Here is an 11,825-nt window from a genome sequence, read left to right as displayed (position 1 = left end):
ATCCTGGCTTCAGGATAGTGCAGAGTAATTACCCACGGGGCAGTGCGAATGCACCAGACCACCTGGTGCATATGGGCCAGGACTGAACGTATGTCGTTTCGCCACACTCACACCCATCAAGGCACATTGCCTTGCTCCTCAATTTGAAAAGGACCTTTGTATGACCACTGTCTATGAAACCAATCGATCGCTGTTTCGAGTGTCGTGGAGCTCGGTATTGGCCGGTAGTGCAATCGCACTGGTCACCTACCTGGTCTTGAGTGTGTTGGGCACCGCCATTGGCGCCAGTGCCGTTGACCCGATGGAAGCGGGCAACCCGTTGAGCGGTTTTGGCACGGGTGCGGGTATCTGGTTGTTTGTATCGACTCTGGTCGCCATCGCGTTCGGCGCGTTCGTGGCCGGCCGCACCGCGCCGGATCGTGGCGGCCTGCATGGGGTGCTGACCTGGACCTTGACCACCTTGCTCACCACTTGGCTGTTGGCGGGCCTGGCTTCCAGCGTGGTCGGTACGGCCGGCAACGTGGTGGGTAAAGGTCTGTCTGCTGCGGGCAGTGGCATTGCTGCCGCCGCGCCGGGGATTGGCAATAGCATCAAGCAACAGTTGAACGAGCAGGGCATCGAGTTGGACTGGAACAGCCTGCAAGGCCAACTGGATACCTTGCTCAAGCAGAGCGGCAAGGCTGAACTGGACCCTGCCAATGTCGAGCAGAAAGCCGATCAGGCAGCTGTCGATGGCAAGCAGTCGGCTACCGATGCAGCGACCAATCCTGCCCAGGCCGGTGATGAGCTCAAGCAATGGTTCGAACGTGTGAAAGCGTCCGGCGAGCCAGCATTGAATGCAGCGGATAAAGAGGCGCTGGTCAACATCGTCGCGGCCCGCACTGGCAAGAGCAAAGAAGAAGCCACGCAGATCGTCGACAACTATGCCCAGGCTTATCAGCAAGCCATGCAAAAGGTTGATGAGCTGAAAAAGCAGGCTGAACAGAAAGCCCGTGAAGCCGGTGAAGTCGCTGCCAAGCAACTGTCCCGCGCGGCCTGGAGCACCTTGGCCATGCTGCTGTTGGGTGCGGCGTTGAGCTTCTTTATTGGTCGTATCGCGCTGACTACCCGTCGCGTGCCTTTGGCTTAAAGATGTCTGCGGCAAGGACGCCGCCGGTGTGAAGGGGTAAAATGCTGGCATTTTACCCTTATCCCACAAAGGTGACCCTTGAGCGCAGGCAAAGCCGTCGGACTGTTATTACTCACTTCCCTGTTGGCGGCGTGCGGCACCTCGCCGCCACGCACGCCCAACGACCTCTGCGGTATCTTCCGCGAAAAAGACGACTGGTACGACGCCGCCAAGGTCACGCAAAAGCGCTGGGGCGTACCGATCCAGGTGCCGTTTGCCATCATGTATCAGGAGTCGGGCTTTCGCCACGACGCCAAGACCCCGCGTAAATACCTGCTGTGGATCATCCCATGGGGCCGCGTCTCCACCGCTTCCGGCTATGCCCAGGCCAAGGATGAAGTATGGAACGACTACCGCAAAGCCACCGGCCGCAGCGGCGCTGATCGCGAAGACTTCGACGACGCGATCGACTTTATCGGCTGGTACATGGACAAGACCTACACCATCAACGGCGTCTACAAATACGATGCCTACGGCCAGTACCTGAACTACCACGAAGGCTGGGGCGGCTACCGCCAGCGCACCTATGCCAGCAAAGCCTGGCTGCCGCCGGTAGCGAGCAAGGTACAGGCGCGTTCGCAGATGTATGCGCGCCAATATGCCGGGTGCAAGGATGAGTTGGGGCGCGGGTTCTGGAGCCGGTTCTGGCATTGGTTGTAAAGGGTCGACACGGCGACCTCTGAATGCATGCAGATTCAATGTGGGAGCTGGCTTGCCTGCGAAAGCGGTCGTGCAGTCACAGGTGCATTGACTGACACACCGCCTTCGCAGGCAAGCCAGCTCCCACATTGGATTCTGACGCGGCTGTATGCATTCCAGCGAACGGTCCACCATCACGTTGGCCATTTCCCTGCACTTGCCAAACCCCTCCGATTCTGGGAAAACCCCAGCCTTTGACCCTTCAATGAGAACCCCATGAGCAACGACGAACTGCAGGTCACCGACATCCGCCTGGGCGACGGCAAAGCCGTGGTCAAGGGCGCGCTGATCACCACCCAATACACCGGCACCCTGGAAGATGGCACGGTGTTCGATTCCTCCTGGGAGCGGGGCAAACCGTTCCAGTGCGTGATCGGCACTGGCCGCGTGATCAAGGGGTGGGACCAGGGCTTGATGGGCATGCAGGTTGGCGGTGTACGCTCGTTGTATGTACCGGCGCACCTGGCCTATGGCGAGCGCTCGATGGGCGCGCATATCAAACCCAACAGTAATCTGCGCTTCGAAATTGAATTGCTGGAAGTGCTGACACGGGATGATTGAAGAGGTTGAACATGGACGTTGATCCACAGGTGTTGCCTGGCAGTTTCCTCGAAGGCATTCGGGTGGTTGAGCTGCTTGGCTGCGATGAAGCTGAGCTGCAGCAGTTTTTTGAACAGGCGCCGGTTTACTTCATCGCGGTGAATGGCGAACCGGCTACCCCGTCCGAAGCACGGGAAGAATTACGCGGCCAATTACCCGCCGGCTGGCATTGCAGCCGCCTGTACTGGCTGGGTTACCGAGATGCGCAGGGCCACCTGGTCGCCGTGGTGAATATCGCCGCGGATTTGCTCGCCACCGGGGTGTGGCACATCGGGTTGCTGCTGGTGCATGCGCGCTGGCACGGCAGCGGGCTGGCGCAGCGCTTGCACGCGGACCTTGAGGCCTGGGCGGTGGCGAAGGGCGCCCAGTGGCTGCGGCTGACGGTAGTGGTGGGCAATACCAGGGCCGAGCGTTTTTGGCCCAGACTTGGCTATGTACAGGTGCGTACCCGCGAGGGCATCACGATGGGTCGGCAGGTGAATAAGGTGTCTATCCAGGTAAAGGGTGTTGCCAGCGTGAGCATTGAAGACTACGTGGCGTTGGTTGAAAGGGATCGACCTGATACGCCATAGCCAGGGATGTACATCAATCCCAGGTAGACGCTGATCGAGCTGACGCACCGCGATCCAAATGTGGGAGCTGGCTTGCCTGCGAAGACGGCCTGACAGTCAACACAGTTGGACCGTGTACATATCCATTCCTGCGGTAACGGCTACTCAGGGTTCCGCTTTTATAGCGGCTCACTTTTGAAAAGCCGGACTGCCGGCCCAGACAAAAGTAAGCAAAACGCTCTTTCCTGAACCCATCCTGAAGAATCTTCTTATTCACCAAGCTGGCACTTTCCTACGGTTTACTCCGCCAACATCGGGGCGTAAGCTTCGCGCGTTTTCATCAATAGCGGAGACCCTCAGTGGGTGCTTGTTCGAGTGACAGTCGTCGGCCGGTTTCGGTAACCGGCCTCTACTTGGCAAGGTAACGCGCATTTTCCAGATGCCGTTGTCTCGCCTCATAAAGCGAGAAGCGGCATCCCGGCGGTGGCCAGTCCTGGCAACTGCCTGATTCCCTCTCATCGACGCTGACCAGCACCTGGGTAACGCCTGGATGCTACGGACGCGCCTGCCTGTTACGGCGGGCGGGCCAGGTTCGGCTGTGCCTGTGTGACGGGCGCGGTGTGGACGGGCAGTACCTGCACGACGGTTTTTCCTCGCGCAGGAGTTACACCATGAACCTCACTTTGCTCAAAGAGTTCTTCGCCGGTTTCCTGCGGACCCGGCATATCGCCCGGCATTTTCGCCGCCTGGCGATGCTGGAAACCGTGACCGATGCCAGCGTCAGCCGCGAAGTACCGCCCAGCCTGGCGCAGACACTGGTGGCCTCTGCCAACCGCAGCACTGTGCAATTGCTGGGCGTGCTGGGCAGCCACGCCGAGGGCTTGAGCACTCAGGAAGCCGACGCCCTGCGCGTGCAATACGGCCTTAACGAAGTCGAGCACGAACAGCCGCTGCCGTGGTGGGTGCACCTGTGGCATTGCTACAAGAATCCGTTCAACCTGCTGCTGACCCTGTTGGCGGTGATCTCTTGGCTGACCGAAGACATGAAGGCCGCCACGGTGATTTTCTCCATGGTGGTGCTCTCGACCCTGTTGCGCTTCTGGCAGGAGGCCAAGTCTAACAAGGCCGCCGACGCCTTGAAGGCCATGGTGAGCAATACCGCGACGGTGCTGCGCCGCGAGTCTGCCAAGCGCATTGAACTGCCGATCAAGCAACTGGTGCCAGGCGATCTGATTGTATTGTCGGCCGGCGACATGATCCCCGCGGACTGCCGCGTGCTTAGCGCCAAGGACTTGTTCGTCAGCCAGGCGGCGATGACCGGCGAATCCATGCCGGTGGAAAAGTTCGCCCACCAGCAGGACGCCCACACGCGCAACCCGCTGGAGCTGGAGAACATTCTGTTTATGGGCACCAACGTCGTGTCCGGCGCCGCCACGGCGGTCATCCTCGCCACCGGCAACAGCACGTATTTTGGTGCCTTGGCGCAACGCGTCACGGCGACGGACCGTGCGACCACCTCGTTCCAGCAGGGGGTCAACAAGGTCAGTTGGTTGCTGATTCGCTTTATGTTCGTGATGGCGCCGCTGGTGCTGTTCATCAACGGCTTCACCAAGGGCGACTGGACCGAGGCGTTGCTGTTCGCGCTGTCGATTGCGGTAGGCTTGACCCCGGAAATGCTGCCCATGATCGTCACCTCGACCTTGGCCAAGGGCGCGGTGTTTCTGTCGCGCAAGAAGGTCATCGTCAAGCGCCTGGACGCGATCCAGAACTTCGGCGCCATGGACGTGCTGTGCACCGACAAGACCGGCACGCTCACTCAGGACAAGATTTTCCTGGCGCGCCATGTGGACGTGTGGGGCCAGGAGTCGGACGACGTGCTGGAAATGGCCTATCTCAACAGCTACTACCAGACCGGCCTGAAAAACCTGTTGGATGTGGCCGTGCTCGAGCATGTGGACATCCATCGTGAGCTGAAAGTCGGTACCGCGTTCCACAAGGTCGACGAGATCCCATTCGACTTCAACCGCCGCCGCATGTCGGTGGTGGTGGCCGAGGAGCACCAACCGCACCTGTTGATCTGCAAAGGGGCGGTGGAGGAAATTTTGTCGGTATGCAATCGCGTGCGTCATGGTGACGTCGATGAGGCACTGACCGACGAACTGCTGGCGCGCATTCGCCAGGTGACCGCGGCCTTTAACGAAGAAGGGCTGCGGGTGGTGGCGGTAGCGGCGCAGCCGATGCCGGCAGGACGTGACACCTACACCCTGGCCGATGAAAACAACCTGACGCTGATCGGCTACGTGGCGTTTCTCGACCCGCCCAAGGAAAGCACCGCGCCCGCCCTCAAGGCCCTGAAGGCCCACGGCGTGGCGGTGAAAGTGTTGACCGGCGACAACGAACTGGTCACGGCGAAGATCTGCCGCGAAGTGGGCCTGGAGCAACAAGGCTTGCTGATGGGCAACGACATCGAGTCGATGAGCGACGCCGAACTGGCCCTGGCCGTGGAAACCACCAATGTGTTTGCCAAGCTCACGCCCAGCCACAAGGAACGCATCGTGCGGCTGCTCAAGGCCAACGGACATGTGGTCGGCTTTATGGGCGATGGCATCAACGATGCTCCGGCGCTGCGCACGGCGGATATCGGGATTTCGGTGGACAGTGCGGTGGACATCGCCAAGGAAGCGGCTGACATCATCCTGCTGGAGAAGAGCCTGATGATCCTGGAGGAGGGCGTGCTGGAAGGCCGGCGCACCTTCGCCAACATGCTCAAATACATCAAGATGACCGCCAGTTCGAACTTCGGCAACGTGTTCTCGGTGTTGGTGGCCAGTGCCTTTATCCCGTTTTTGCCGATGCTGCCGATGCACCTGCTGGTGCAAAACCTGCTGTATGACATCTCGCAGATTGCGATTCCGTTCGACAACGTCGATGACGAGATGCTTGCCACGCCGCAACGCTGGCAGCCGGGGGAAGTGGGGCGCTTCATGTTGTTTTTCGGGCCGATCAGTTCGATCTTCGACATCACCACGTTCGCACTCATGTGGTATGTGTTTGATGCCAACACTCCAGACCACCAAACGCTATTTCAATCCGGCTGGTTTGTGGTGGGGCTGCTGACCCAGACCCTGATCGTGCACATGATTCGCACGCCAAAAATCCCATTCCTGCAAAGCCGCGCAGCGCTGCCGTTGATGTTGATGACCGGCGTGATCATGGCCGTGGGGATATTCCTGCCGATGGGGCCTTTGGCGCACTACTTCAAATTGCAGGCGCTGCCGTCGCTGTACTTCGTGTTCCTGCCGGTGATTTTGCTGGCTTACATGGCGCTGACTCAGGCAGTGAAGGGCTACTACATTCGCAGGTTTGGCTGGCAGTAACAGGTTCCATGCAACATCGCAAATCCTGTGGGAGCCGGGCTTGCCCGCGATGACGGTGTATCAGTCGCCAGATTCATTGGTGGTGTACCGCTATCGCAGGCAAGCCAGCTCCTACAGGGACCTGCGAGTTACCAATGTGCCGCTGCATTCATGGAGATTTCTTATGCAGGCAATCAACAACATCAACCTCAACTCCCTGGTCGACACCGTGGTCAGCCTCAGCGCTGCGTTTATTCTCGGTGGCCTCATCGGGTTCGAGCGCCAATACCGCCAGCGCACCGCCGGCTTACGTACCAATGTGCTGGTGGCGGTGGGCGCGGCGATCTTTGTGGACATGGCCAACCGACTGGGCGGTGCGGAAGGCGCGGTGCGCGTGGTCGCTTACGTGGTGTCGGGCATCGGCTTCCTGGGGGCGGGTGTGATCATGCGGGAGGAGGGCAATGTGCGCGGGCTCAATACGGCCGCCACCCTCTGGGCTTCGGCCGCGGTGGGTGCCTGCGCCGGCGCCGACCTGATCCTCGAGGCGTTGCTGGGCACGCTGTTTGTGCTGGCGGCCAACACCTTGCTGCGGCCGATCGTCAACAACATCAATCGTCAGCCCTTGGACGTGGTGTCGGCAGAGGTCACCAATATCCTCTATGTCATTGCGCGCCGCAGTCAGCAACAGGCCGTGATGGTGTTACTGGAAGCCGAGTTGGCACGCTGCAACTACCCTGCCAGCGACGTCGACGTGCGACCGTTCGGCAGTGACGAAGTGGAAATCGAGGCCATCCTCGCCGCCACGTCGGTGGATGGCGACGAACTGGACGCGCTGGTGGCGCGCCTCTCAACGTCAACCCTGGTGGTGCAGGCCTTCTGGAGTCCTAGCACCACCGACTGATCCTGATGGGCTGGCCAGGATTGGCTAAGCTTGCATGTGGAAAAATCCTACATGTTGTCCGGATTATCCCTTCGGTTGAAACATCATTGCATTGCTAAAGTTGGGTACTTGCGGCTGTTGCGCCGTTGAGGCCCGGCGTCCGTCGCTCTGTTGAGTTAATTGAAGAGGCCAGACACTGCTTGGTTACCGCTCCAAGGAAGCAGTGCCGCTTGTCGGAACTGTCATTTCTCACAGGTACCCAGGTCCGGCGTGATGTGTAAGGGTATTTTGTCCACATAAGGAAGTTTTATGAGCAAAGCATTAATTGTGGATGACCATCCGTTTATCCGGGCAACGGTCAAACACCTCCTGCAATTGGAGGGGTTTGATGAAATTTTTCAGGCGGGGGATGGCGCTGACGCCATGCAGTTGGCGAGGGAGCAACGTCCCGAGCTGATTATCCTCGACCTGGCGATGCCTAAATTAGGCGGGTTGGAGGTTATCAGCCGCATCAAGGCGTTGGGCTTGCCGTGCAAGATTCTGGTGCTGACCTCCTACCTGGCGGTATTTTTTTCTACTCGTTGCATGCGTTCCGGTGCGATGGGGTTCGTCGCCAAGACCGGTGAGCTGGATGAGCTGCAAAAGGCTATCAAAGCGATCATGTCGGGCTACAGTTGCTTCCCCAGTTTGCCGACCAGTTCGGTGCGCCGCGATGATCTGCAAGAAACGGAACGGCAGATGATCGAGTGCTTATCGGACCGTGAGTTAACCGTGTTGCAAATGTTGGCCCTGGGGCTGGGCAACAAGGAAATTGCCGAACAGATGCTGCTCAGCCACAAGACCATCAGCACTTACAAGACTCGACTCAAGGAGAAGTTACGCATGTCTTCGGTAGTGCACTTATCCAAGTTTGCCCAGCGCAACCATCTGATCTGAATTGAGATGATCACCACCGCGTTTATAAGGTTCACCACGATCTTCTGGATGAGCCTGTTACCTCAGATCGCGGTGGCCCTGGATGAGCCCCATGCTTTGCGGCTGTTGGGGCATTCACGTATTGACACCCCGCAAGTAGCACTGGACGAGTCTGATTGGCGCTGGCTGCGCGAGCGGCGCACATTACGGATGGGGGTTTCTGCTCCCGATTACGCGCCTTTTGACTTGACCAATAACAACGACGAGCTCGAAGGTATCACCGCCGATTTTGCCGCACTGGTGGGTCAGGCCCTGCATATCTCCATAGAGGTACGGCGTTACGATACCCGCGATGAAGTGATCGAAGCCTTGAAGCAGGGGGGCGTGGATTTTCTCGGTTCCGCCAATGGCTACGAAGCGGCCGACCCGCAACTGCTTTTGTCTCGCTCCTACGCCAACGATCAACCGACCCTGGTGACTCGCAGCGGCGATAGCCAGGTGTTGAACGACGACCTGGCGGGCAAGCGCGTAGCGATGCTGTATCACTATATGCAGCCCGACGCCGTTCGGGCGTTTTACCCCCAGGCCCAATTGGAGTTGTTTGCCTCGACTTTCGAAGCCATTGGTGCCGTAGCGTTTGGTCGCGCCGACGTCTATTTGGGGGATGCTATCAGCAGCAACTATCTGATCAATCGCAATCACCTCAACAATGTACGTATGGCGGATTTTTCCGGCTTGGAAGTCAACCCGTTTGCGTTTGCCGTCGCCCGCGAAAATACACGTTTACTGCCCATTCTCAATGCCGCGCTGGAGGCGATTCCCGCCAGCGAGCAGATGGAAATCCTGCGCCGCTGGAGCGGAGGTAACCTGGGGATAATCGGCGTTGACCGGTTGCATTTGAGTGCCAGCGAACAACGCTGGGTGCAAAAGAATCCAAGGGTCAGAGTCGCGGTACTCAATGACTTTCTACCGTTATCTTTTATTGGTGATCAAGGCCAGTTCGAAGGGTTGAGTGCCGAGGTACTATCGCGTATCAGCTTGCGTACCGGCTTGAAGTTCGATGTGGTCCCGGGCGGCTCATTGCCGCGCCAGATCAATATCGTCAGTGCGGGTACGGCGGACATGCTGGCGGTCGTCACGCCTAGCGCGGAGCGTGCTGAAAAAGTGCGCTTTACCCGGCCCTACCTGACCAATCCCTTTGTGCTGGTAACCCGTAACGGTCCCCACAGCCCGCTCACGCTGGAGGACATGGTCGGCAAACGCCTGGCCATGGTGGTCGGCAATGGCCTGCATGAGGACATAGCGAAAAATTTTCCAGGTGTGATGTTTGTCGACGTGGAGAACCCCCAGCAAGCCATGGCGCTGGTGGCCAATGGTGACGCCGACGGCGCGGTCAACTCGTTGATCAGCGCACGTTATCTGATCACCCGGTATTACCGCGACCGCTTGCGTGTCAGCAGCACGGTTGGCATTGAGCCTGCACGCGTGACCTTTGGGGTAAATCGCAGTCAGTTGGAGCTGTATTCGATCCTCGACAAGGCGCTGCTGAGCATCACCCCTCAGGAAATGGACGAACTGATTGGCCAGTGGCGTAGCGAGGTCATCATCGAGGACAGCTATTGGTTGCGTTATCGTAATGTGATTCTTCAGGGCTTTGGGTTGGCGGCGTTGTTGTTGGCCATCACGCTGGGCTGGGCCATTTACCTGCGCAGCCTGATTCGCAAGCGCCTGCAGGCCGAGCGAGCGCTGAGCGATCAGATGCGGTTCATGAGCGTATTGATCGACGGCACGCCGCACCCGATTTACGTGCGTGATCGCCAAGGGCGATTGATGGCCTGCAATAACGCCTACCTCGACGTGTTTGGCTACAAACTTGAAGACGTGATCGGCAGGACCGTAGTGGAAACCGACATCGAAAACCCGCCACAGGCCCGGTCGTTTCATGACGATTACCTGCGCTTGATGGCCGGCGGCGAGCCGCAGATTCATGATCGAATCCTCAAGGTGCCCAATGGCGATGTGCTGACCATTTACCAGTGGATGCTGCCGTATCGCGACGGCGACGAGAAGGTGGTGGGCATGATTGCCGGTTGGGTAGACGTAAGCGAACGGCACCGGCTGCTCGGCCAGCTACAGGAAGCCAAGGACGATGCCGACGCCGCCAATCGCGCCAAGACGACCTTCCTGGCGACCATGAGCCACGAGATCCGCACGCCGATGAACGCCGTGATCGGCATGATCGAACTGGCCTTGAAAAATGCCGAGCAGGGACGGGTCGACCGCGATGCTCTGGAGGTGGCCTCGGTGGCTTCGCGGGGTATGTTGGAGCTGATCGGCGATATTCTCGATATAGCGCGGATCGAGTCCGGGCATTTGTCACTGACCCTGGAGCCCGCCAACCTGCATGAGTTGTTGGCGTCGGTCGCACGCGTATTCGAGGGGCTGGCCCGAGCCAAGGGGTTGGCACTGCAGGTTGAGCTGGACCCGTTGATTGACCAGGCGGTGCTGGTCGACCCGCTGCGATTCAAGCAGGTGGTCTCGAATCTGCTGAGCAATGCCATCAAGTTCACTCCCCATGGGCAGGTCAGTTTGGTCGCGCAGGCGGTGGTCGAGGGCGATCGCTTGGCCGTGCAGTTATGGGTGCAAGATACCGGCATCGGAATCAGCGTCACCGACCAGCAGCGGTTGTTCAGTGTGTTCATCCAGGGCAGCAATAACCAGCAATCGGCACGCAGCGGGTCTGGGCTGGGGTTGGTGATCAGCCGCAGCCTGTGCGAAATGATGGGCGGCCAATTGCACTTGAGTAGTGTGTTGGGGCACGGCACTCGGGTGGACGTGACGTTGACCCTGGTCATGACCGCCACGCTGCCAGCCCCGATTGAGCCTGTGCAAGAGGCTGCGCCTGAAGGGCGCGCGCTGAGCATTCTGGTGGTGGACGACTACCCGGCCAACCGCTTGCTGCTGGCCCGACAGTTGAGCTTTCTGGGCCACCGTATCATCACGGCCGAAGACGGTGTCCAAGGGCTTGAACAGTGGCGAACGGGGCAGTTCGACGGCGTCATTACCGATTGCAATATGCCGTTCAAGAACGGCTATCAGTTGGCCCAGGAGATTCGCGCACAGGAGCGTGAGCGGGGTCTGGAGCCCTGCCTGTTACTCGGGTTCACCGCCAACGCCCAGCCGGAGGAGGCCGAGCGCTGTCGGCAGGCTGGCATGGATGGCTGCCTGTTCAAGCCAACCGGGCTTGACGACTTGCGGGCGGCATTGGCGTCGCGTTCAGTTGGCACGAGCCCGCGACCCTTGGTTGCCTTCAACTTGAGCACCCTGGTTGCGCTGACCGGGGATGATCATGCCGCGCTGGTCGAATTGCTGGCGCCGTTACTCGAAAGCCTGGAGGCGGATCGTGCCTTGCTGCCACGGCTGGCAAGCCAGGCAGACTTTGCCAAGTTGCACGACCTGGCTCATCGTGCCAAGGGAGGCGCGCGGATGGTCAAGGCCAACCCATTGATCAGTGTATGTGAGGCATTGGAGGCGGCGTGTGAACAGCGGGACCGTCAGGCATTGGGACCAGCGGTTGAAAGCGTGGGTGAGGCGATCGATGTTTTGCATCATGGCTTAAGCGCTTATTGCAATCAGCCCTGACTGTGGTTGATCGC

8 protein-coding genes are annotated in these 11,825 nt (G+C 59.2%); all 8 read left to right on the top strand.

Annotated features, from left to right (window positions below; genetic code table 11):
* Positions 1-160: 160 nt before the first annotated feature.
* The 8 genes from JFT58_RS06000 to JFT58_RS05965 all read left to right on the top strand — a co-directional run bounded on the left by JFT58_RS06000 (position 161) and on the right by JFT58_RS05965 (position 11,811).
* Entirely contained in the window at positions 161-1,129 is a 969-nt protein-coding gene (locus JFT58_RS06000; RefSeq protein WP_054895757.1) for a hypothetical protein, read from the top strand.
* A 78-nt stretch (positions 1,130-1,207) separates the two neighbouring features.
* Positions 1,208-1,828: a transglycosylase SLT domain-containing protein gene (locus JFT58_RS05995; RefSeq protein ID WP_034127075.1), complete on the top strand. Its 621-nt coding sequence runs from the start codon at positions 1,208-1,210 to the stop codon at positions 1,826-1,828.
* Between the two features lie 255 nt (positions 1,829-2,083).
* Positions 2,084-2,428, top strand: coding sequence for an FKBP-type peptidyl-prolyl cis-trans isomerase (locus JFT58_RS05990; RefSeq protein WP_034127076.1), 345 nt, complete (start codon positions 2,084-2,086; stop codon positions 2,426-2,428).
* An 11-nt stretch (positions 2,429-2,439) separates the two neighbouring features.
* Entirely contained in the window at positions 2,440-3,039 is a 600-nt protein-coding gene (locus tag JFT58_RS05985) for a GNAT family N-acetyltransferase (protein WP_054895755.1), read from the top strand.
* Positions 3,040-3,689: 650 nt separating this feature from the next.
* Positions 3,690-6,395: a magnesium-translocating P-type ATPase gene (gene mgtA / locus JFT58_RS05980; RefSeq protein ID WP_054895754.1), complete on the top strand. Its 2,706-nt coding sequence runs from the start codon at positions 3,690-3,692 to the stop codon at positions 6,393-6,395.
* A 163-nt stretch (positions 6,396-6,558) separates the two neighbouring features.
* On the top strand, positions 6,559-7,275 hold the full coding sequence (locus tag JFT58_RS05975) for an MgtC/SapB family protein (protein WP_003190369.1): 717 nt from the start codon (positions 6,559-6,561) through the stop codon (positions 7,273-7,275).
* A gap of 288 nt (positions 7,276-7,563) precedes the next feature.
* The gene (locus JFT58_RS05970) at positions 7,564-8,190 is read left to right on the top strand and encodes a response regulator transcription factor (RefSeq protein ID WP_034127079.1); all 627 of its coding nucleotides are present in this window, start codon (positions 7,564-7,566) and stop codon (positions 8,188-8,190) included.
* A gap of 6 nt (positions 8,191-8,196) precedes the next feature.
* Positions 8,197-11,811 carry a transporter substrate-binding domain-containing protein gene (locus JFT58_RS05965; protein ID WP_054895753.1) on the top strand — a complete coding sequence of 1,205 codons (3,615 nt, stop codon included), beginning with the start codon at positions 8,197-8,199 and terminating at the stop codon, positions 11,809-11,811.
* Positions 11,812-11,825: the final 14 nt, after the last annotated feature.

It is taken from the genome of Pseudomonas sp. MF6767, assembly GCF_016405475.1.
Lineage (GTDB): Bacteria > Pseudomonadota > Gammaproteobacteria > Pseudomonadales > Pseudomonadaceae > Aquipseudomonas > Aquipseudomonas paracarnis.
This window is presented reverse-complemented; position numbering and strand designations above follow the sequence as displayed.

Bases quoted from the DNA above. Each gene is read 5' to 3' on its own strand.
- JFT58_RS05985 (WP_054895755.1), top strand. From the start codon at position 2,440: ATGGACGTTGATCCACAGGTGTTGCCTGGCAGTTTCCTCGAAGGCATT.
- JFT58_RS06000 (WP_054895757.1), top strand. From the start codon at position 161: ATGACCACTGTCTATGAAACCAATCGATCGCTGTTTCGAGTGTCGTGG.
- JFT58_RS05970 (WP_034127079.1), top strand. From the start codon at position 7,564: ATGAGCAAAGCATTAATTGTGGATGACCATCCGTTTATCCGGGCAACG.
- JFT58_RS05975 (WP_003190369.1), top strand. From the start codon at position 6,559: ATGCAGGCAATCAACAACATCAACCTCAACTCCCTGGTCGACACCGTG.
- JFT58_RS05990 (WP_034127076.1), top strand. From the start codon at position 2,084: ATGAGCAACGACGAACTGCAGGTCACCGACATCCGCCTGGGCGACGGC.
- mgtA (WP_054895754.1), top strand. From the start codon at position 3,690: ATGAACCTCACTTTGCTCAAAGAGTTCTTCGCCGGTTTCCTGCGGACC.
- JFT58_RS05965 (WP_054895753.1), top strand. From the start codon at position 8,197: ATGATCACCACCGCGTTTATAAGGTTCACCACGATCTTCTGGATGAGC.